Origin of the sequence: Kitasatospora sp. NPDC049258 (genome assembly GCF_040678895.1) — a bacterium.
Taxonomy (GTDB): domain Bacteria; phylum Actinomycetota; class Actinomycetes; order Streptomycetales; family Streptomycetaceae; genus Kitasatospora.
This window is the reverse complement of sequence record NZ_JBFAQT010000021.1, coordinates 1-20,968: the sequence shown is the minus strand read 5'-3', so window position 1 is coordinate 20,968 and position 20,968 is coordinate 1. Positions and strand designations below refer to the sequence as shown.

Here is a 20,968-nt window from a genome sequence, read left to right as displayed (position 1 = left end):
CCATGACCGCCCCGCTCCCCGAGGCAGCCGCCCAGGGAGCGGGGGCGGTGGTCAGCGCCGCCGACCCCGCCCCCGCGCCCGCCGCGCCGCCCGCCCCCGGGCCGCCCGCCTCCCCCTGGCGGCTGGCCTGGCACCGCCTCCGCCGCCAGCGCCCCGCCATGGCCGGCCTCGGCATCATCGCCTTCTTCGTCCTGACCTCGCTGCTCGCCCCGGTGTTCACCGCGATCAGCGGCTACGGCCCGGCGGACACCGACAAGAAGGCCCTCGACCTCTACCTCGGCGGCCTGCCCAAGGGCGCCCTGGGCGGCGTCGGCACCGACCACTGGCTCGGGGTCGAACCGGGCCTGGGCCACGACATCTTCGCCCGGCTCCTGTACGGCGGGCAGATCAGCCTGCTGGTGGCCTTCAGCGCCGCGCTCATCACCACCGTGATCGGCGTCCTGCTGGGCATCACCGCCGGCTACTTCGGCGGCCGGATCGACTCGGTGATCAGCCGCTTCATGGACATCATGATGTCCTTCCCCAGCCTGATCTTCATGATCGCGCTGCTCTCGGTGGCCCGGAACGCCAACCGGATCCTGCTGCTGATCCTGGTGATGAGCGTCTTCGGCTGGCCGTACATCGCCCGGCTGATCCGCGGTCAGACCCTCTCGCTCAAGCACCGCGAGTACGTCGAGGCCGCCCGCGCCTGCGGCACCTCCAGCGCCCGGATCCTGTTCACCGAGATCCTGCCCAACCTCACCGGCACCATCATCGTGTACGTCACCCTGGCCATCCCCGGCCTGATCGGGGCCGAGGCCGCGCTGACCTACCTCGGCGTCGGCGTCCGCCCCCCGACGCCCTCCTGGGGGCAGATGATCTCGGACGCGGTGCCCTACTACAAGGTCGACCCGATGTTCTTCGTCCTGCCCAGCCTCTGCCTGTTCCTGGTCGTGCTGGCCTTCACCCTGCTGGGCGACGCGCTGCGCGACGCCCTCGACCCGAAGGGCAGCCGGGCATGATCGGATTCCTGGTCCGGCGGGTGGCCGGCATCCTGCTCACCCTCGTGGTGATCTCCGCCATCACCTTCGCCGTCTTCTACCTCCTGCCGAGCGACCCGGCCGCGCAGTTCTGCGGCAAGGACTGCTCGGCCGACCGGATCCTGCTGGTGCGCCAGCAGATGGGCCTGGACGACCCGGTCACCGTCCAGTTCGGCCGCTACCTGGTCGGCATCTTCGCCGGCCAGACCCTGGGCAGCGGCGACTACGCGGTGCACTGCAGCTTCCCCTGCTTCGGCTACTCCTACCAGAGCGCCCAGCCGGTCTGGGACCTGATGATGGACCGCCTCCCGGCCAGCGCCTCGCTGGCCGTCGGCGCCGCCTTCCTCTGGCTGGTGATGGGCCTGGCGGCCGGGGTGGTCTCCGCCCTGCGCCGGGGCACCTGGATCGACCGCACCCTGATGGTCGGCACCATCGGCATCGCCGCCATGCCGGTCTACTTCACCGCCATGGTCCTGCTGTACCTGGTGGTCGGCCAGCTCGGCCTGATCCCCTACCCGCGCTACATCGCCTTCGGCGAGCACCCGTTCCAGTGGATCCAGAACCTGATCCTGCCCTGGATCACGCTGGCGCTGATGTCCGCCGCGATGTACGCCCGGATGACCCGCAACTCGGTGATCGAGACGATGGCCGAGCCGTACGTCCGCACCGCCCGGGCCAAGGGCCTGCCCGAACGCAGGGTGGTGGCCAAGCACGGCCTGCGCCCGGCGCTCACCCCGGTGGCCACCATGCTCGGCATGGACCTCGGCGGCCTGCTGGCCGGCGCGCTGATCACCGAGTCACTGTTCGGTCTGCCGGGCGTCGGCAAGCTCTTCGCCGACTCGCTCAACAAGGCGGACCAGCCGGTGATCATGGGCGTGACGCTGCTGGCCTCCTTCTTCATCGTCACCTCCAACCTGATCGTGGACCTCGTCTACGCCTGGATCGACCCGAGGGCGAGGCTGTCGTGACCCTGCTCGAAGTCAAGGACCTGGCGGTGCAGTTCGACACCGCGGAGGGAGTCGTCCGAGCCGTCCGCGGCGTGGACTTCACCGTCGAGGCCGGCCGCACGCTCGGCATCGTCGGCGAGTCCGGCTCCGGGAAGTCGGTCACCTCGCTCGCCGTGATGGGCCTGCACCGGGGGGCCGAGGTCACCGGATCGGTCCGCTTCCAGGGCACCGAGCTGATCGGCGCCCCCGAGGAGACCGTCCGGCAGCTGCGCGGGCGCCGGATGGCGATGGTCTTCCAGGACGCCCTCACCTCGCTGCACCCCTACTTCACCATCGGCGACCAGATCGCCGAGGCGCACCAGACGCACTTCGGCACCGGCCGCAAGGCCGCCCTGGCCCGCGCCGTCGAGGTGCTCGGCGACGTCGGCATCCCCGAACCGGCCCGCCGGGCGGGGGAGTACCCGCACCAGTTCTCCGGCGGCATGCGGCAGCGGGCGATGATCGCCCTGGCGCTCTCCTGCGAGCCCGACCTGATCATCGCCGACGAACCCACCACCGCACTGGACGTCACCGTCCAGGCGCAGGTGCTGGAACTGCTGATGAAGATCCAGCAGGACCGCGGACTCGGCATCATCATGATCACCCACGACCTGGGCGTGATCGCCCGGGTGGCCGACGAGGTGCTGGTGATGTACGGCGGCTCGGCCGCCGAACAGGCCCCCGCCGAAACGCTGTTCAGCACACCGCGGCACCCCTACACCCGCGGCCTGCTGGACTCGCTGCCCCGCCTCGACGCCGCCGACGGCGACCCGCTGCTCGCCATCCCCGGCAGCCCGCCCTCGCTGCTCGCCCCACCGGCCGGCTGCGCCTTCCACCCGCGCTGCGGGCTGTACGCCGCCGCCCCCGAGGCCGTCCGCGCGGCCTGCACCGGCGAGCGCCCGCCGCTGCGCCTGGTCGCCGAGGACCACCGCACCGCCTGCCTGCTGGACTCGCCGTCCGAGGGCCGCATCACCCACCAGGAGGTGACCGCATGACGGCCCCGCTGCTCACCGTGCAGGACCTGGGGATGACCTTCCCCGGCGCGAACGGCGCCTTCCGCCGCCACGCGGGCGTCCGGGCCGTCGACGGGGTGAGCTTCGACGTCCGGCCCGGTGAGACGCTCGGGCTGGTCGGCGAATCCGGCTGCGGGAAGTCCACCACCGGCCGGATGCTGGTCCGGCTGCTCGACCCGACCGCCGGCCGGGTCGGCTTCCACGGCCGGGACATCACCCGGATCGGCCAGCGCGAACTGCGGCCGCTGCGCAGCAAGTTGCAGATGATCTTCCAGGATCCGTTCGCCTCGCTCAACCCGCGGCAGACCGTCCAGCAGATCATCTCCGCCCCGCTGCGGGCCCAGGGCGCCGCGCCCAAGGAGATCGCCGCCGAGGTCCGGGACCTGATCCGGCTGGTCGGGCTCGCCCCGGAGCACCTGGAGCGCTACCCGCACCAGTTCTCCGGCGGCCAGGCCCAGCGGATCGGCATCGCCCGCGCGCTGGCCACCCGCCCCGAGCTGGTGGTCGCGGACGAGCCGGTCTCCGCGCTCGACGTCTCCATCCAGGCCCAGATCGTCGGCCTGATGGAGCGGCTGCAGCGCGAACTCGGCGTCGCCTACGTGTTCATCGCGCACGACCTGGCCGTGGTGCGGCACATCAGCCACCGGGTGGCGGTGATGTACCTCGGCCGGATCGTCGAGATCGGTGACAAGCGCGAGGTGTACGAGAGTCCCGCGCACCCGTACACCAAGGCGCTGCTGTCCGCCGTGCCGCTGCCCGATCCGCTGGCCGAGCGCCGGCGCGAGCGGATCGTGCTGCTCGGCGACCCGCCGAGCCCCGCCAACCCGCCCAGCGGCTGCACCTTCCACCCCCGGTGCCCCAAGGCGCAGCAGATCTGCCGGACCGAGGCACCGCTGCTGAGGATCACCTCCGCGGGCACCGCCCGCCAGGCCGCCTGCCACTTCCCCGAGGCCTGACCGCGCCGTCGCGCCCGCGCCGCCCCCCGGGAGCCGGGCCCGATCATCCCCCACAGCCCGATCATCCCCACCGCCCGATCATCCCCACAGATCAGGAACACAGATGTCGACCCCACCCGCCAGGAACAGGACCCTGCCCGCCGCCGCCGCACCGGCGGGCGCCCGCCCGCCGCTCGCGATCCGGACCGTCCACCCGCCCGTGCCGCGGTGACCCATGACCCCCGGTCGGGCGTCGGCGGGGAACCGTAACAGCGGGCCGCGCCCGGCCGGGACTTTCTTCTCCCCGCCGAACTCCCGCACGGACCGGACGTCCTGACCGCTTCCGCGTCCGGCCCGTGCGGGCCACTGCCGTACGCCGCCGGCCGCCGCCCCGGACATCCTGTCCTCGGGCGGCGGCCGGTGCGTACGGAAACGGTCGTCAGACCTCCAGGTCGGCTTCGATCCGCTTCAGCTGGTGCCGGGCCATCGCCAGGTTGGCCCGGCCCTTGTCGAGCGCCAGGTAGAGGAACAGGCCCTTGCCGGAGCGGCTGGTGAGCGGCCGGATCAGGTGGTACTGGCTGCTGAGCGAGATCAGGATGTCCTCGATCGCCTCCTTGAGGCCGAGCAGCTCGATCGCCCTGACCTTGGCGCGGACCACGTCGGTATTGCCGGCCGCGGCCACGTTCAGGTCCAGATCGGGGCCGCCGCCGAGGATGCCCAGTGCCATACCGCTGTTGTAGTCGACCAGAGCGACACCGATAGTGCCGTCGATCGAGTTCATGATGTCCTTGAGTGCGCTGTCGGTGCTCGCCATGGTGTCCTCTTTCATCTGGGGATGGCAGGGTTGTCGGATGGTGCGTGAAATGGCTGGGGGTCAGTCCCGCTGGTCCTGGCGCTCCAGGGCGGAGTCCGCGATCGTGGCGATCCGGCCGCCGGCCCGGCGGGCCTCCAGGTGCAGCCGCCCGATGTTGGCCTCGGGCCCGGCCAGCAGGGTCAGCACCACGAAGGCGCCGGCCGCGTAGGTGGCCGTGTAGCCGAACTCGCCCCGGGTGAGCAGCTCGCGGAACCCGCCCTGGCCGGTCGCCTCGGCCAGCCGCGCGCCCACCCCGAGGGCGGCCGCCGTCAGCGCGGCGACCCCGGCCGGCTCCAGGTCGGTGGTGTCGTGCGCCACGACCAGGCCGTCGGTGGTGGCGACCAGACTGCCGGTCAGGTGCGGGACTCTGGCCCGCAGCCCGCGCAGCTCGGTGAGTACCTCGGGCTCGGCCAGCAGCTCGGGGTCGATCAGGATGGGAGGCCGGCGGCCGGTGAACTGTCGCAAGGTGCGCTTCATGACTCGGTCGGGCGGGCGATAAGGACGGGCGGAACAACACTCACAGTCGGGCCTCCAGGCCGGCTCGGATCCTGAGCAGCAGGGCGACGTGCGGATCTGACGGGTCGTGGAACAGGGCGGGGGTGGTGGGCTGCGGCCAGGAGGGGAGCAGCACCCGCGGGGGATCGAGGGGCGGTGCCGGCGCCGGTACGGGGCGGGGCGGCGCCACCGGCGCGGCCGACTCGATCAGCCCGCCGGCCGCCAGGTGCCGGATGTCGAGCACGGTGCCGAAGGTCGAGCGGCCGAGCAGCCGGGCGATCTCGGCCGGGGTCCGCAGCCCGTCGGCGGCCTCCAGTACCGCCCGGCGCCGCCGGGTGCAGGCCCGCGGCACGGCGCCGGGGCGGCGCCGGACGGTCGCGGTGTCCAGCTGCGGGCAGGGCCAGACCCGGTCCAGCAGGGCGCGCCGCCGGCCGGCCGCCGCCCGCAGCTCCCGCACGCTCATCGGGCGGGCCAGGGTGAACTGCGGCTCGGCGGCGGCCGCGAAGCGGATCTCGCCCTCGTCCTGCCCGAGCGCGAAGAAGGCCGCGTCCAGCACGGCGGTGAGGTGGCACAGGTGCAGCTCGCTGCTGTTCACCCGGCCCGAACCGACCAGCCGCTCGGCCATCGGGCGGCCGCTGGCGAGGTGGCCGGCCCACTCGGCGGCGGTGAGCCGCCCGCAGCCGGTGAGCAGGGACTCGACCCCGGGGGTCGCGGGGCTCTCGGCGTGCACCACGGAGCCGTCGCGCAGATACAGCGCTCCGGCGCTGCCCGTCATGACGCCGCTGGCGCGCTGCGCGGCCAGGTCGGTCAGCGCGGTCTCGAAGACGGTGGCGGGCGAGCAGCCGGAGCGGCGCCGGCGGGGCAGCCGCAGGACGGGGGCGTGCAGGGTCGGCACGTCGAGGGCGGTGGTCATCAGTCGAGCACCAACTGTTCGGCGATGGCGGCGAGTCTGAGCCGGGCGAGGGCGAGGTTCGCCCGCTCCCGGTCGAGCCGCAGGTAGAGGATCAGGTTGCTGTCGAAGTCGGTGTCGAGGAAGCGGACCAGGTGGTACGCGCCGGCGGAGCTGAGGATCAGGTCCTCGGCGGGGGCGGTGCCGGCGGCCGGGTCGGCGAAGGACGCGCTCTGGGTCACCGCTCTCGCCAGCTCGGTCGCGTCGGCGGCCCCGGCCTCGTGGTCGCCGCCGGGGCCCTCACCGGCGGTGCCCAGCGCCAGCCCGCTGGTCCAGTCGACCAGGCTGACGCCGAGCGCGCCCGGCACACCCATGGCCTCGTCTAGGCAGTCATCGATCCCCGGCACCGACACGCACCCCTCCTGCGGCGCCCTCGACGGGGCCCCGCGTGTGGCACCGCGCTCACTAGCGGTAACCTCTTCGGAGCGTAACGCTAACCCCCGTGGTTCGACCGTGGGTCGGAATCCGTCATATTCGTCGGGCATATGCCCGAATCTGTTAGGGTCACCAGCCCTTGTCGGACGGGGAAGTGACGGGTTGTCGGCCGCTCCTGCTACGCTCCCGGGGCATCGCACCGGCGGCGCAGGTAGGCCCGGACGGCTTCGGGCGCCGCGGCGTCCGCCGGCGCGGTCAGCGCCACGTGGTTGTCGGGGCGGACCAGCACCAGTGCGTCGCCGGTGATCCCGTACCCGCGGTGGGCGTGGCCGGCATGGTCGGCGAGCGAGCCCGGGCCGGCATCGATCGCCACTGGCCGGACGTGCGCCGGCAGGCCCTCCAGCGCCGGCCGGGCGGCCGGACCGAAGCCGAGCAGGGTGTAGTGACTGCCGGCGAAGGCTTCGAAGAGCCGCACCGGCTCGCCGTCCGGGCCGGTGCACGGTGCGTCCGGGGCGCGGTCGCCGGCCCGGAGCGGGCCGCCCAGCCGGTCCTCGGCGAGCGAGCTCCAGCGGTAGTCGATGCCGAGCCCGGTGGCGTCGGCGACCCGTCCCGCCTCCACGCCGACCCCCGGGGTCCGGACGCCCTCGATCACGGCGGCCATCCCCGCGCTGCTGACGCCGAGCGTCCAGGCGGCGACCGGCAGCCGCTCCTCCTGGTAGCTGTCCAGCAGGTCGGGGCCGGCCAGGCCGGTCAGCACGTGGCCCAGCTTCCAGCCGAGGTTCCAGGCGTCCTGGATGCCGGTGTTCATGCCCAGTCCGCCCGCGATCGGGTGGACGTGCGCGCAGTCCCCGGCGAGCAGCACCCGGCCGACCCGGTAGCGGTCGACCATCCGGACGTTGACCCGCCAGGTGGACAGCCAGGTCGCCCGGGCGAGCCGGATGTCCCGGCGGCCGGTGCGCAGCTCGACCAGTCGCCGGAAGCTCTCCAGCGAGGGCGGCAGCGGCCTGCCGTCGGCGTCGAACTCGGGGGAGGCCTGGAGCTGCCAGGCGTTCCCGTCCCCCAACGGGCACAGCAGCAGCGCGCCGGTGGGGCCGAACCACTGGTGCCAGGCGTCGGGCTCCAGCCCTGCCACCTCGACGTCGCCGCAGACCAGCGCGAACCCCGGGTCGCTGCTGCCTTCGAGCGGGATGCCGAGCCGCTTGCGCACCGTGCTGCGGCCGCCGTCGCAGGCCACCAGGTAGTCGGCGGCGATCGTGCGGCCGTCGGCGAGCAGCGCGCTCACGCCGTCCGCATCCTGCTCGAAGCGGTCGAGCCGGCTGTCGAGTTCGACCCGCCCGCCGAGCTCGGCGAGCCGCTCCCGTAGGGTCTCCTCGACCTGCCACTGGGGGAGGTACAGGCCCGACTCGTACGGCGCGTGGGGCGTCGGCCGGGCGTCGGCGTAGGGGTCGGTGTCCGCGACGAACGCGCCGTCGAAGTACTTCCGGTACGGCAGGTGGGTGCGACCCCGGGCGGCCAGCCGGTCGGCGATCCCCAGGTCGGCCAGCACCTCCAGGCTGCGCGGGTTGAGCGTCTTGCCGCGCGAGCCGGTGGCGAAGGCCGCCGCCTGGTCGAGCAGTCGGACCCGCACGCCCTGGCGGGCCAGGCCGCAGGCCAGGGTCAGTCCGGTCGGTCCAGCCCCCACGATCACCACGGTCGTCATCGAGGTCTCCCCTCATCGCTGGTCTCGCGTCCTACGAGCCTCCAGAAAATCGCAACCGGGGAAGAAATGCAACCCGGTAACAAAAGTATCCGGGTTATGATCGAGCCATGATCGAGGAGCCCGAAGGGCTACGAGCCCTGAAGAAGCAGCGCACCCGGCAGGCGATCGCCGACACCGCGATCGGGCTGTTCCTGGCGCACGGCTTCGACCGGGTGTCGGTGGCAGAGATCGCCGCCGCCGCCGAGGTCTCCAAGCCGACCCTGTTCCGCTACTTCGCCACCAAGGAGGAGCTGGTCCTGCACCGGATCGCCGACCATCTCGGCGAGGCCGCCCGGGTGGTGCGCGACCGGCCCGCCCCGCTCACGCCGCTGGCCGCGCTGGAGCGCCACCAGCTGGAGCGACTGGCCGCGCACGACCCGGCCACCGGGCTGTGCGACGAGCCCGAGGTGCTCGCCTTCATGCGGCTGGTCTACGACACCCCGAGCCTCTCCTCGCACCTGCTGGACCACATCGGCCAGGACATCGACGAGCTGGCGGCCGCGCTGGCCGAGGCACTGCCGGGCGCGGGCGGGCTGGCCCCGCGGCTGGTGGCGGTGCAGTTCATCGGCGTGCGGCAGGAGCTGGCCAGGGCCAACTGGCAGCGGCTGGACGGCGGCACCCCGATCGCGCAGGCCCACCGGTTGGCGGTGGCCGAGACCGCCGAGGCCGTCGCCCTGCTGCGGGGCGGCGCGGGCGGGCGCGGCTTCTGAGCCCACCCCGGGTCGGCGGCGGGCGCGGCTCCCGGTCGGGTCCCGCCCGGACGCGCCGCAGCGGGGCGCCGGGGGTGTCCCGGCGCCCCGCTGCGGGGTGCGTGCGGCGGCCCGGATCAGGCGGCCGGGCCGACCTTGATGGTGGTCAGCTTGCCGCCCTGGGTCTCCCGGACGACCTCGATCTTCGTGTTGGTGTTCGGGACCTTCACGCCCAGCTGCGGGGCGGCCGGGTTGTAGTAGTCACCGGTCCGGTCGTTGAAGGCCGGCACGGCCGGCTTCGCCGGGAACTTGGTCACCGCGCTCACGTTGTGCAGCTGGAACGCGGTGGTGGGCTTCAGCGAGAACGGCGCGTCGTAGCTCTGCATCCGGCCGTTGACCGCGGTGCCGCCGTTGAAGTAGTTCACCTCGGGGTGCGCGTCGACCGGCAGGATCAGGCCGCCGCCCAGGTGGTCCTTGGTGTTGTTGTCCTCGTAGGCGGTGTCCCACAGCCAGACCAGGACGCCCTCCTGGTACGGGTAGTTGTCGATGATGTTGGCCTTGCCCCAGATACCGGAGTATCCGAAGTTGTACGGGCCGGTCTTCAGGTAGGCGCCGTAGCCGACGTAGCGGCGGTTCTCCACCAGGTAGGCGCGCGGGTGGTCCTTGACGGCGTCCTTGCCCTTGATGACCGAGAAGCCGGTCAGTGCCCAGCCCTGGCCGCCGGTCTCGGCGCCGTCGTCGACGAGCTCCACGCCGTCGGCGGTGACCTTGACGGCGTCGATCAGCGCGCCGCGGCCGTGGGTGTTGCCGTCCGAGGTGACGTGGAAGCGGACCTGCACCTGGCGGCCGAGGTAGGCGTCCAGCGGGATGTGCAGCTGCGTCCAGGCGTTGGAGGTGCCGGTCAGCCCGGGGGTGAGCGCGGTGGTGTCGCCGATCGGCGTGCCGTTCACGGTGCCGTGCAGCGGGGTCCAGCTGCGGCCGCCGTCGGCGGAGGCCTCCACCGAGAGGAAGTCGTAGTCCTGCTCGATGTCGTACCAGGCCGAGGCGTCCAGCGCGGCCGAGGTGGAGCGGCCGCGCAGGTCCAGCGTGCGGGTGAGCGAGGCGTCCATGTTGTCGCCGGTGTCGCTCCACCACTGGGCCGCGCCCTCGGCGGGTGCCGCCAGTGAGGTGGTGGTCTGCGACGGCGGCAGGTGCACCAGGACGGCCTGGGCCTGGTCGGTGTTGTAGCCGCTGACGCCCAGCGCGTGGCTGGAGCGGGTGGCGGCCTGCGCCTCGTCGTAGTTGAGCCAGCCGAGCTGCAGCTTGCTCCAGGCGTCCAGGTCGCCGGGGAACTCGCCGGTGGTGTTCTTTCCGTTGCCCAGGTACGAGGCGGAGGACATCAACGACCAGAAGTTGACCGCGTTGTCGCCGCCGCTGGTCGGGTAGAGGTCCGGCAGGCCGAGGTTGTGGCCGTACTCGTGCGAGAAGAGGCCGACGCCGCTGTTCTCGCCCGCCTGCACGTAGTCGTAGACGTACAGGCCGGTGTCGCCGACCGGCGCGCCGCCGATCCGGTTGCCCTCCGGGCCGCTCTGGCCGGTCGGGTCCGGCAGGTCCCAACTGCGGTGCGCCCACAGCGCGTCGGCGCCCTGGGCACCGCCGCCCCAGGTCTCGTCGACACCGGCGTGCACCACGAGCATGTTGTCCAGGTAGCCGTCCGGCTCGTTGAAGTCGCCGTCCTTGTCGTGGTCGTAGCGGTCCTGCACGTCGTACTGGGCCAGCTCGGCCTTGACGTCGGCCGGGGTGCGGCCCTTGGCGATCTCGCCGTCGAACCAGGCCTTGGTGGCGTCCCGGACGAACTCCTGCGCCTGGGTCCAGGCGCCGCTGCCCTGCGGGCCCTTGTTGCTGCCGTACCGGGCCTCGTTGTACGGCACGGTGACCCAGTCGCTGACGGTGCCCTCGATGTCGTACCGGCCCGAGGACTGGGTGCGGTAGAAGTTGCGCACCGAGTTGGCGCCGGGGGAGTCGTCGAAGAACATCTGCTGGTAGTACGCGCGGCTGAAGTCGTTCTTCCAGAAGGTGTGGGTGTCGTCCTTGCCCGGCTTCGGGATCGCGTTGTGCTGCGGCCCGGGGGTGCCGCCGTAGCGCGGCTGGCCGTTGTAGAGCGTCGAGTTGTCGACCTCGTCGCCGAACTGGGCGAGGATCACGAAGACCTTGTCCTTGCGCTGCTGCGCGAGCTGGACGTAGTCGTTGCCGATCTTGACCTTGGCCGGCGTGGTGCCGGCGGCGGTCTTGGCCACGGCGCCGCTGTTGACCTGCTCCAGGGCGAGGCCGCGCAGCGCCTGGCGCTTGCGCTCCTGCGGCGAGAGCTCCTGCTGCGGGCCCTCCTGGCCGTCGGCGGCGGGCGCCCCGACGGCGGCCTGCTGGCCGGAGACGGTCACGGGCACGGCGGGGCGGGCGTAGGCGGGGGTCCCCAGCATGGTTGCTGCTATCGCACCGGTGCTGAGTGCAGCCGCGAGGGCCGCAGAGATTCTGCGCAACTGACCGGTCCTTTCCGGACGGGGGTGGTCGGGTGAGCGGGTGTAATATTTCACATGTCATCGGTCACATGGAAGACCAATGACGGCTCGTCACCCACGGTGTGCGCGCTCTGGCGCTCGGTGCTCAGCCGAGCGCGCGGCGCAGGAAGTCGAGCTCCAGCGCGGCGAGTTGTTCCATCACCCCGCCCGCCGTCAGATGGCTGACGCCGGGCAGCGCGAGCATGCTGTGCGGCCGGCCGGCCCGGGTGAGCGCCTCGGAGAGCAACAGGGTGTGCGCGGGGTGCACGTTGTCGTCCGCCAGGCCGTGGATCAACAGCAGCGGGCGGGTCAGGCCGGCGGCGTCCTCGATCAGGCAGTCGGCCCGGTAGCCCTCGGGGTTGTCCTGCGGCAGGCCCAGGTAGCGCTCGGTGTAGGCGGTGTCGTACAGCCGGAAGTCGGTGGGCGGGGCCCCCGCGCTGGCGGCGTGGAACACGTCCGGCCGGCGCAGCACCGCCAGCGCGGCCAGGTAGCCGCCGTAGGACCAGCCGCGCACGCCGACCCGGTCGAGGTCGAGGTCCGGATGGTGCGGGGCCAGCGCCCGCAGCGCGGCGACCTGGTCGTCCAAGGCCACCTGGGAGAACCGCCGGAAGATCGCCCGGGCGAACGCGGGGGAGACGAACGGGGTGCCGCGGTTGTCGGTGGTGACCACCGCGAAGCCCTGGTCGGCCCACCACTGGCGGACCTGCCAGCGCCGGGGCTCGCTGGCCACCGCCTGGGCGCCGGGGCCGCCGTAGACGTCCAGCAGGACCGGCAGGCGCTGCCCGGCGACATGCCCGCGCGGGTACACCACCGCGGTGGGCAGGCCGAGTTCGGTGACCCGGGCGAGTTGCGGGCGGACCACGTACGGCAGCGGCTCGGCGTGGTCGGTGAGCGGGATCCACTCGCCCCGGAAGTGCGCCGTGCGGCGGATGCCGTCCGGGGTGGCGGAGGTGAGCAGCAGGGTCTCGCCGGCGGCGGTCGCGGAGTGCACGCCGGCGCCCTCGGTGAGTCGCTCCAGCGCGCCGCCGTCCGGGTCGAGCAGGTAGACGTGCTGGTCGGCGGGCTGGTCCTCGTTCGCCTCGATCAGCAGCCGGCCGTCCAGCCGGCCCACCACCCGGCGGACCTGGATCCGCTCGTCGCTGAGGATCCGGCCGTCCAGGGCGAGGCCCCGGGCGGCGCCGTCCGGGGTGTCGGCGGCGGTCAGCAGCCGGCCGTCGGCCAGCCGGGCCGGCGTGCCGGGCAGGTCGTCCACCCAGAACGCGTCCGTGGTGCGCGAGAGTTCGCGGGTCTCGCCGGTGGCGGGGTCGGCGCTGAGCAGCAGGACGCACTGCTGCAGCCGGTCGGCGACGGTGAGCAGGATCTCGCCGTTGCCCTCCCAGCCGGCCGCGGTCAGGTACGGGTGGGCCTCGGCGTCCCAGCGCAGCCGTACCCGGTGGCCGTCCAGCGCCAGCACCCAGAGCTGGACATCGGCGTTGGGGCCGCCGGCCTGCGGGTAGGCGAAGGACTCGGGGGCCTGCTCGGGGTGCGCCGGGTCGGCGAAGTGCCGCAACGGCAGGGCGGATTCGTCCACCCGGGTGGCCAGCACGGCGCTGCCGTCGGGTGACCACCAGTGCCCGCGGTGGCGGCCCAGCTCCTCGGCCGCGGCGAACTCGGCGACGCCCCAGAGCGCGCCGTCCGCCGGGCTGAGCGGGCCGCCGGGGTGCAGGGCGGGGGCCGGGGTGAGGTGCAGGGCGCCGCCGGTCAGGTAGGCCACCCGCTGCCCGGTGGTGTCCGGCCGGGGGTCGAAGGCCGGCCCCTCGGTGGGGAGTTCGGTGGTCTCGCCGGTGGCGGTCACGGTCCGCAGCAGTCGGCCGTCCAGGGCGAAGACCGCGACCGAGAGGTCGGCGGTGGCGGCGAAGGAGCCGATGCCGGGGGCCCACAGGCGCACCCGTTCGCGCAGCCGCCGCTCGAGGACGGGCAGGTCGGCCAGGTCGCCGGTGCGCTGCGGGGCGAGCGTCACCGGGTCGGCGACCAGCCGCTCCTCGCGGGTGGCCAGGTCGAGCAGCCAGAGCCGCTCGACCGGGTCCAGCGGGCCGGTGGAGCGCAGGAACAGCACCCGGGTGCCGTCCGCGGACAGGGTGGCGGCGCGCGGGGAGCCGAAGCCGAAGCGGCCGGTGCGCGCGCTGAGGGAGAGGAAGGGGTCGGTTTGGGTCACGGGCACAGATGCTTGCCCCGGGTGGCGTCGCTCGGCTAGAACTATGCAGTGTGAAATGTCACACATCAGACGGTGTCCGATGAACGGACCCCCCGAGCCGGTGCCGGGCGCCCGCGCGCTGTTCACCCTCGGCCCCTCGGTGGCGCACCTCAACCACGGCTCGTACGGGGCGGTCCCGGCGCCCGTGCAGCGGATCCAGGCCCGGCTGCGGGCCGAGCAGGAGCAGGATCCGGACGGCTTCTTCGCCGAGCTGCCGGACCGGATCGCCCGTGCCCGGGCCCGGATCGCCACCTCGCTCGGCGCCGAGCCGGACCGGATCGCGCTGCTGACCAACGTCACCGAGGGCATGGCGGTGGTGCTCGACTCCGTCCCGCTCGCCGAGGGCGACGAGATCCTGGTGACCGACCACGGCTACGGCGTGGTCGCCGAGGCGGCCCGGCGCCGGGCCGCCGAGACCGGCGCCCGGGTGCGCACCGTGCGGCTGTCGCTGCACACCCCCGACGAGCAGGCCGTCCGGGCGCGGCTGCTGGCCGCGGTGGGCGATCGCACCAGGATCGCCGTGCTGGACCTGGTCACCTCGCCGACCGCGCGCGAGGTCGCCGGGGCGCCGCTGCTGGCGGAGCTGGCCTCCCGCGGGGTGGTCACGGTGGTGGACGCCGCCCACGCGCCCGGCATGTTGCCGGTGCGGCTGGGCGGCGGTGCGGGCGGTGCGGGCGGTGCGGACTTCTGGATCGGCAACCTGCACAAGTGGGCCTTCGCCCCCAGGGCCACCGCCGTCCTGGCGGTCGGCGGCTCCTGGCGGCCGCGGATCCGGCCGCTGACCCTGTCCTGGGAGCACGACCGCGGCTTTCCCGGCCGGGTGGAGTGGCGCGGTACCGCCGACTACACCCCGTGGTTGGCCGCCCCGGCCGGCTTCACCCTGCTGGAGCAGCTCGGCGCCGACCGGGTCCGCGCCCACAACGACGCGCTGGCCGGGTACGGTGCCCGGCTGCTGGCGGAGCGGGCCGGCCTGCGCCCGCTGGCGGTGATGCCGGGGGTGGCGATGCGGGCTCTGCGGCTGCCCCCGGGGGTGGCCGAGAGCGACCACGGCGCGAGGGCGCTGATGGTGGCGGTGGCCCGCCGGCTGCACACCCGGATCGCCGTGCGGCCGTGGCTCGGCGGCGGGGTGCTGCGGATCAGCGCCCAGCTGTACAACCGGCCCGAGGAGTACCGGGAACTGGCGTGCGGTCTGCGCGAGTTGATCGCCCGGTGAGGGCGGCGGTCAGTCCGCCGCCCGGAGCTCGGCGAGCAGCATCCCCTGGTCGGCCAGCAGCTCGGTGAGGATCCGCCGGGCGGCCCGGAGCAGGTCGGCGACATCGGCGCCGGCCAGCGCGTACACCACGGTCGACCCCTCCCGGGTGGCGGTCACCAGCCCGGAGCGGCGCAGCTGGGCCAGCTGCTGGGAGAGGCTGGACGGCTCGATCTCCAGCTCGATCAGCAGGTCGCGGACCGGTGTCGGGCCGGCCTGGAGCAGCTCCAGCACCCGGATCCGGATCGGGTGGCCGAGCATCCGGAACAGCTCGGCCTTCGCCTGGTGCAGCGGTACGGGCATCCGGGCCTCCCCTCTCCGATGCTCCGTCGGGTGGCGGCGGTCAGACTTCGAGCGCGGCTTCGATCCGCTTCAGCTGGTGCCGGGCCATGGCGAGGTTGGCGCGGCTGCGGCTGAGCGCCAGGTAGAGGAACAGGCCCCGGCCGGACTGCACGGTGAGCGGCCGGATCAGGTGGTACTGGCTGCTCAGGGTGATCAGCATGTCCTCGATCTCGTTGTCGTGGAGGTTGAGCATCTCCATCGTGCGCATCTTGGCGCGGACCACGTCGGTGTTGCCGGCCGCGGCCACGTTGAGGTCGAGCTCGGTGTTGTCGCCGAGGGTGCCGAGCGCCATGCCGCTGCTGTAGTCCACCAGCGCGATGCCGATCGCGCCCTCGATGGTCATGGCATCCTTGAGTGCGGTCTCCAGAGTCGCCATCGCGAATCCTCCAGCCGGTGAATCCCGCGCCGCGGTGGCGGGGTGAGTGGTCCCGACTGTAGGAAGCGGCCGGTCCGGCCCGGCCGGATGATCAGAACTGGCCGAAGCTGTCCCCTTCCTGGCTGTTCGTCGGCGATCTCCGACGGTGTGAAGACTTTTGAAACTCCGGATCTGATTGATCGAGTGCCCAGGAGCCGGTCGACGCGGTCGGCCCGGTCACCCCTGGGCCACCAGCTGCGCCGCCAGCCTGAGCGACTCCTCCTCCCCGTGCCGGGCGGCCTGGAGCAGCTCGGCATGGCGGTCCATCAGAGCCCGCTGGTACGCCGACTCGACGGCGTACCAGATGCCCACCAGGTTGGTCCGGCGCTTGCAGTCGACGTCCGCAACCGCCGCCGCGATCCCGGCCGGGGAGGCGAACCGGTCCGGCTCCAGGCCGAGTTCGGCCTGCGGGCTGACCGGGTTACGGGCATGGTAGCCGCGCTCGGCCAGGCAGGCGCTCCACTGCTCGGTGGCCTTGACCACCCGGCTGTCCTGCCGGGAGCGGTCGTACGACTCGGCGTCCAGCTCCTGCACCTTCATCGGATCGCCGGAGGCCGCCGTCGGGGCCCACAGCCGCAGGTAGGCCTCGCGGCGGCAGCCGCCGATCGGGACCTTCAGCCCGTTCACCTCGCCGTCCCCGGCCCCGGACTTCTCGGCCTCCTCCTGGCTCTTGGGCATGGTCTTGGTGTTCACCCGCCCGGTGCCGCCCAGCACCAGCGACTCGGCCGGCTCCAGTGAGGGCATCGGCGGCTTCCGCGGCCGGTCCTCCTCGTGCGTGCTGTAGCCCGACGCGGCCGCCGCCTGCGGGTCGTACAGGCCGTAGCGGCGGGCGTTGTCCCCCTCGGCGGACGGGCTCTCGGGCAGCTCGGGCACCAGGAAGTGGAAGCCGTACCGGCTCATGCACCGGTCGGTGAGGATCCGCTGGGCGCGGTCCAGCCGGCGCAGCTGCGCGGCGTCGGGGATGTAGTCCTGGAGCGGCAGCCGCAGCGCGGCCGCGTTCGCCGGGGTCGGCGCGGCCGCCACGGCCGGCTCGCCGCCGTCACCACCGCTCGCGCAGGCCGTCAGCAGCACGGCGGCGGCGGTGAGCAGTGCGGGCAGGGCGGCGCGGCTGATCTGCGACCGGCTCGGCACATCGGGCTCCAGGGACTCGGGCGGGCGGGCGGGGGCGGAGACGGAAGTGCCGCCCGGCCCCGGCCGGGCGGCACGGTGGCGACGGGTCAGCCCGTGTAGTAGGCGGAGGAGACCTGGTGCCGGAAGTTGCTGGACGCGTCGGAGATCACGCCGGGGTTGATCCAGCCGTGCCGGCCGCCGCGGTTGGGATCGGTGTAGACGTGCCAGGTGAAGCTGTCGTTGTTCCAGTACGACTCGTTGCGGTCGTTCGGATTCCCGCCGTAGACCGGCCAGCTGAGGTAGCCGAGGTTGTCCTTGGACACGTAGAGGTCGAGCACCATGGCCGTGGTGCCGGGCCCGCTGTACAGCGAGAACTCGCCGTTGTCCGTATAGCCGTTCAGCTCGGCCGCACCGGCCGTGGCGGCGCCGGTCAGGCCGAGCACGGCGGCAGCGGCGGTGGCGATCAGGGCGGAGATCAGGCGGTGCGGGAGCCGGTGGCGGTTGGCCAGCATGCGGCTTGCCTCTCTGGGAGTGGTCGCGGGAGACGGCGGTGCGTGAGTCCTGTGCCTGGAACCTCGTACCGGGACAGTGGACCAGCCCTGTGACGCACTGCACAGGCTCGATTGCGTCAGGTTGCCGTCGGGCTGGCCGAATTCCTGTCGACAAACCGCTAAAAACGCACCAAGGCCCGCCATGCCCCCACAGCGCGGAAAAACGGTGCTATCGATGTCAGTCCCGGCGGGTAATCTCTGGCTGAGATGCTCGATCACCACACCACCCACCACGTCCGCTGCGCCCCGACGGCCTTCCGCGCCACGGCTCCGCAGCCGCAGGCGTCGCCGTCTGCGCCCCCGTCTCGCCCCTCGGGGCCGTCCGCCCGCGGGAAGAAGAGGTGACGCCGATGAACAGCGCCATGCCGGACCGCAGTGACCAGCAGCTCACGGAGCAGGAGCAGCTCAGCCCCGCCGAGGCCTACCAGGCCGCGCGGCGCCGGGCCAAGGAGCAGGCGACCGCGCTGTACGGCTTCCAGCAGCTCTACGACTTCCCGCTCGACCCCTTCCAGCTGGAGGCCTGCGAGACCCTGGAGGCGGGCGAAGGGGTCCTGGTCGCGGCCCCCACCGGTTCCGGCAAGACCATCGTGGGCGAGTTCGCCGTCCACCTGGCCCTGACCGGCGGCCGCAAGTGCTTCTACACCACGCCGATCAAGGCCCTGTCGAACCAGAAGTTCGGCGACCTGGTCAAGCGCTACGGCGCCGACAAGGTCGGCCTGCTCACCGGCGACAACTCGGTCAACGGCGACGCGCCCGTGGTGGTGATGACCACCGAGGTGCTGCGCAACATGCTCTACGCGGGCTCCCGGGCCCTTGACGGCCTCGGCTACGTGGTGATGGACGAGGTCCACTACCTGGCCGACCGCTTCCGCGGCGCCGTCTGGGAAGAGGTGATCATCCACCTCCCCGAGTCCGTCACCCTGATCTCGCTCTCCGCCACCGTCTCCAACGCCGAGGAGTTCGGCGACTGGCTGGACACCGTGCGCGGCGGCACCAAGGTGATCGTCTCCGAGCACCGCCCGGTGCCGCTGTGGCAGCACGTGATGGCCGGCAACCGGATGTACGACCTGTTCGCCAGCCCGGACCGGGACGGCCGCCCCAAGGACGCCCCGCGCAACCCGGCCAAGGCGGTCAACCCCGAGCTGGTCCGGCTCGCCCGCTCCGAGCAGGACCGCGGCGGCCGGGACAGGTTCGCCAAGGGCCGCGGCCGCTCCATGCCCACCGGCCGGCCCACCCGGATCTGGACGCCCGGCCGGGTCGACGTGATCGAGCGCCTGGACGCCGAGGGGCTGCTGCCCGCGATCACCTTCATCTTCAGCCGGGCCGGCTGCGAGGCCGCCGTCCAGCAGTGCCTCACCTCCGGCCTGCGGCTCAACCGCGAGGCCGACCGGGCCGTGGTCCGGGAGATCGTCGAGCAGCGCTGCGCCGACATCCCCGACGAGGACCTGCACGTCCTCGGCTACTTCGAGTGGCTGGACGGCCTGGAGCGCGGCATCGCCGCCCACCACGCCGGCATGCTGCCCAGGTTCAAGGAGGTCGTCGAGGAGCTCTTCGTCAAGGGCCTGGTCAAGGCGGTCTTCGCGACCGAGACGCTGGCCCTCGGCATCAACATGCCCGCCCGCTCGGTGGTCATGGAGAAGCTGGTCAAGTGGAACGGCGAGACCCACGCCGACATCACCCCCGGCGAGTACACCCAGCTCACCGGCCGGGCCGGGCGCCGGGGCATCGATGTCGAGGGCCACGCGGTGGTGCTCTGGCAGCGCGGACTCGACCCGGAGGCGCTGGCCGGCCTCGCCGGCACCCGCACCTACCCGCTGCGGTCCTCCTTCCGCCCGTCCTACAACATGGCCGTCAATCTGGTCGGCCAGTTCGGCCGGCACCGCTCCCGCGAGCTGCTGGAGACCTCCTTCGCGCAGTTCCAGGCCGACCGCTCGGTGGTCGGCATCGCCCGCCAGGTCCAGCGCAACGAGGAGGGCCTGGACGGCTACCGCGAGTCGATGACCTGCCACCTCGGCGACTTCGACGCATACATGGGCCTGCGCCGGGCGCTGAAGGACCGGGAGAACGAGCTCGCCCGCGAGGGGTCCAGCCAGCGCCGGGCCGCCGCGGTGGAGTCGATCGAGCACCTCAAGCCGGGCGACGTGATCCACGTCCCGACCGGCAAGTTCGCCGGCCTCGCGCTGGTCCTCGACCCGGGCCTGCCGCCGGTCAGCCGCTCACCGCGGACCACCCGCCACCCCGACTACCAGGACGGCCCCCGCCCGGTGGTGCTCACCGCCGAGCGGCAGGTCAAGCGGCTCGCGATGATCGACTTCCCGCACCCGGTGCAGGCCCTGGAGCGGGTCAAGATCCCGAAGTCCTTCAACCCGCGCAGCCCGCAGTCCCGGCGCGACCTGGCCTCCGCGCTGCGCACCAAGGCCGGCCACCTGGAGCCCGAGCGCTACCGTAGGGGGCGCGCGGCCGCGGCCGACGACGACGTGATCGGCCGGCTGCGGGCCGAGCTGCGGCAGCACCCGTGCCACGGCTGCGACGAGCGGGAGGACCACGCCCGCTGGGCCGAGCGCTACCACCGCCTGCACCGGGACACCGAGCTGCTGGAGCGCCGGATGCGCTCGCGCACCCACACCATCGCGCGCACCTTCGACCGGGTCTGCGGCCTGCTCACCGACCTCGGCTACCTCCGCGCGGACACCGTCACGGACGACGGCAAGCGGCTCGGCCGGCTCTACGGCGAGCTCGACCTGCTGGCCTCCGAGTGCATCCGAGAGGGCGTCTGGTCGGGCCTGGCCGCCGCCGAGCTGGCCGCCTGCGCCTCGGCGCTGGTCTACGAGTCCCGGCAGTCGGACGACGCGACCGCTCCCCGGGTGCCCGAGGGGGCGGCCAAGGAGGCGCTCGGCAAGATGGTGCGGATCTGGGGCCACCTGGACGCGCTGGAGGAGCAGCACCGGATCTCCACCGCCGAGGGCGTGGGCCAGCGCGAGCCCGACCTCGGCTTCGCCTGGGCCGCCTACCGCTGGGCGCTGGGCCACACCCTGGACTCGGTCCTGCGGGACGCCGACATGCCGGCCGGCGACTTCGTCCGCTGGACCAAGCAGCTGATCGACGTCCTCGGCCAGATCCAGGACGCGGCCGGCGAGGACTCCGCCCTGCGCGCCACCGCCCGCAAGGCGGTGGACGGCCTGCGCCGCGGCATCATCGCCTACTCCTCCGTCGGCTGACCGCCCCGCCGGGGGCGCGGGCCACCCGGCGGCACCGCGGCGACGGTGCCCGCGTACTTCTCCAGGTGCTGCTCCAGCCAGTTCACCGACTCGGCGTCCAGGTGGTTGGTGGGCTCGTCGAGCAGCGCTGCGCCGACATCCCCGACGAGGACCTGCACGTCCTCGGCTACTTCGAGTGGCTGGACGGCCTGGAGTGCGGCATCGCCGCCCACCACGCCGGCATGCTGCCCAGGTTCAAGGAGGTCGTCGAGGAGCTCTTCGTCA

At 73.1% G+C, this 20,968-nt stretch carries 19 protein-coding genes; 8 read left to right on the top strand and 11 right to left on the bottom strand.

Annotated elements, in window-relative coordinates; genetic code table 11:
• Positions 1–2: 2 nt before the first annotated feature.
• From AB0K43_RS19290 to AB0K43_RS19275, 4 genes are read left to right on the top strand one after another with little or no spacing between them, the layout of a single operon-like run.
• Positions 3–1,001: an ABC transporter permease gene (locus AB0K43_RS19290; protein WP_363641244.1), complete on the top strand. Its 999-nt coding sequence runs from the start codon at positions 3–5 to the stop codon at positions 999–1,001.
• On the top strand, positions 998–1,987 hold the full coding sequence (locus AB0K43_RS19285; protein ID WP_363641242.1) for an ABC transporter permease: 990 nt from the start codon (positions 998–1,000) through the stop codon (positions 1,985–1,987). The genes AB0K43_RS19290 and AB0K43_RS19285 overlap by 4 nt, the downstream gene beginning before the upstream one ends.
• Positions 1,984–3,000, top strand: coding sequence for an ABC transporter ATP-binding protein (locus tag AB0K43_RS19280; RefSeq protein WP_363641240.1), 1,017 nt, complete (start codon positions 1,984–1,986; stop codon positions 2,998–3,000). Before AB0K43_RS19285 ends, AB0K43_RS19280 begins: the two co-directional genes overlap by 4 nt.
• Positions 2,997–3,974, top strand: a complete 978-nt coding sequence (locus AB0K43_RS19275; protein ID WP_363641238.1) for an oligopeptide/dipeptide ABC transporter ATP-binding protein — start codon at positions 2,997–2,999, stop codon at positions 3,972–3,974. The genes AB0K43_RS19280 and AB0K43_RS19275 overlap by 4 nt, the downstream gene beginning before the upstream one ends.
• Positions 3,975–4,392: 418 nt before the next feature.
• Here AB0K43_RS19275 and AB0K43_RS19270 read toward each other — a convergent pair whose 3' ends face one another.
• The 5 genes from AB0K43_RS19270 to AB0K43_RS19250 all read right to left on the bottom strand — a co-directional run bounded on the left by AB0K43_RS19270 (position 4,393) and on the right by AB0K43_RS19250 (position 8,324).
• The gene (locus tag AB0K43_RS19270; RefSeq protein ID WP_363641236.1) at positions 4,393–4,767 is read right to left on the bottom strand and encodes a hypothetical protein; all 375 of its coding nucleotides are present in this window, start codon (positions 4,765–4,767) and stop codon (positions 4,393–4,395) included.
• A 60-nt stretch (positions 4,768–4,827) separates the two neighbouring features.
• On the bottom strand, positions 4,828–5,283 hold the full coding sequence (locus AB0K43_RS19265; protein WP_363641234.1) for a roadblock/LC7 domain-containing protein: 456 nt from the start codon (positions 5,281–5,283) through the stop codon (positions 4,828–4,830).
• A 40-nt stretch (positions 5,284–5,323) separates the two neighbouring features.
• Complete coding sequence (locus tag AB0K43_RS19260; RefSeq protein WP_363641232.1) at positions 5,324–6,214, bottom strand: transcriptional regulator; 891 nt, start codon at positions 6,212–6,214, stop codon at positions 5,324–5,326.
• On the bottom strand, positions 6,214–6,597 hold the full coding sequence (locus AB0K43_RS19255; RefSeq protein WP_363641230.1) for a hypothetical protein: 384 nt from the start codon (positions 6,595–6,597) through the stop codon (positions 6,214–6,216). Before AB0K43_RS19255 ends, AB0K43_RS19260 begins: the two co-directional genes overlap by 1 nt.
• A 206-nt stretch (positions 6,598–6,803) precedes the next feature.
• Positions 6,804–8,324, bottom strand: a complete 1,521-nt coding sequence (locus tag AB0K43_RS19250; RefSeq protein ID WP_363641228.1) for an FAD-dependent monooxygenase — start codon at positions 8,322–8,324, stop codon at positions 6,804–6,806.
• A gap of 107 nt (positions 8,325–8,431) precedes the next feature.
• Between AB0K43_RS19250 and AB0K43_RS19245 the strand changes: the two genes are divergently transcribed.
• Positions 8,432–9,073, top strand: a complete 642-nt coding sequence (locus tag AB0K43_RS19245; protein ID WP_363641226.1) for a TetR family transcriptional regulator — start codon at positions 8,432–8,434, stop codon at positions 9,071–9,073.
• A gap of 116 nt (positions 9,074–9,189) precedes the next feature.
• On the opposite strand, the gene AB0K43_RS19240 is transcribed toward AB0K43_RS19245, so the two are convergent.
• Complete coding sequence (locus tag AB0K43_RS19240; protein WP_363641224.1) at positions 9,190–11,508, bottom strand: immune inhibitor A domain-containing protein; 2,319 nt, start codon at positions 11,506–11,508, stop codon at positions 9,190–9,192.
• A gap of 184 nt (positions 11,509–11,692) precedes the next feature.
• Positions 11,693–13,780, bottom strand: coding sequence for a prolyl oligopeptidase family serine peptidase (locus tag AB0K43_RS19235; protein WP_363641222.1), 2,088 nt, complete (start codon positions 13,778–13,780; stop codon positions 11,693–11,695).
• A 79-nt stretch (positions 13,781–13,859) separates the two neighbouring features.
• Between AB0K43_RS19235 and AB0K43_RS19230 the strand changes: the two genes are divergently transcribed.
• Positions 13,860–15,032, top strand: a complete 1,173-nt coding sequence (locus AB0K43_RS19230; protein ID WP_363641220.1) for an aminotransferase class V-fold PLP-dependent enzyme — start codon at positions 13,860–13,862, stop codon at positions 15,030–15,032.
• Positions 15,033–15,041: 9 nt separating this feature from the next.
• Here AB0K43_RS19230 and AB0K43_RS19225 read toward each other — a convergent pair whose 3' ends face one another.
• The 4 genes from AB0K43_RS19225 to AB0K43_RS19210 all read right to left on the bottom strand — a co-directional run bounded on the left by AB0K43_RS19225 (position 15,042) and on the right by AB0K43_RS19210 (position 17,447).
• Positions 15,042–15,371 carry a metalloregulator ArsR/SmtB family transcription factor gene (locus AB0K43_RS19225; RefSeq protein ID WP_363641218.1) on the bottom strand — a complete coding sequence of 110 codons (330 nt, stop codon included), beginning with the start codon at positions 15,369–15,371 and terminating at the stop codon, positions 15,042–15,044.
• A gap of 40 nt (positions 15,372–15,411) precedes the next feature.
• The gene (locus tag AB0K43_RS19220; RefSeq protein ID WP_363641216.1) at positions 15,412–15,786 is read right to left on the bottom strand and encodes a hypothetical protein; all 375 of its coding nucleotides are present in this window, start codon (positions 15,784–15,786) and stop codon (positions 15,412–15,414) included.
• Between the two features lie 216 nt (positions 15,787–16,002).
• The gene (locus tag AB0K43_RS19215; RefSeq protein ID WP_363641214.1) at positions 16,003–16,956 is read right to left on the bottom strand and encodes a hypothetical protein; all 954 of its coding nucleotides are present in this window, start codon (positions 16,954–16,956) and stop codon (positions 16,003–16,005) included.
• An 86-nt stretch (positions 16,957–17,042) separates the two neighbouring features.
• A complete protein-coding gene (locus AB0K43_RS19210) occupies positions 17,043–17,447 on the bottom strand; it encodes a peptidase inhibitor family I36 protein (RefSeq protein ID WP_363641212.1) in 405 nt (134 codons plus the stop codon).
• A gap of 389 nt (positions 17,448–17,836) precedes the next feature.
• On the opposite strand from AB0K43_RS19210, the gene AB0K43_RS19205 reads away from it, so the two are divergent.
• Both AB0K43_RS19205 and AB0K43_RS19200 read left to right on the top strand, forming a co-directional pair.
• The gene (locus tag AB0K43_RS19205; RefSeq protein ID WP_363641210.1) at positions 17,837–20,704 is read left to right on the top strand and encodes a DEAD/DEAH box helicase; all 2,868 of its coding nucleotides are present in this window, start codon (positions 17,837–17,839) and stop codon (positions 20,702–20,704) included.
• A 65-nt stretch (positions 20,705–20,769) separates the two neighbouring features.
• A partial coding sequence (locus AB0K43_RS19200; protein WP_363641405.1) for a hypothetical protein occupies positions 20,770–20,968 on the top strand: 199 nt, incomplete at its 3' end.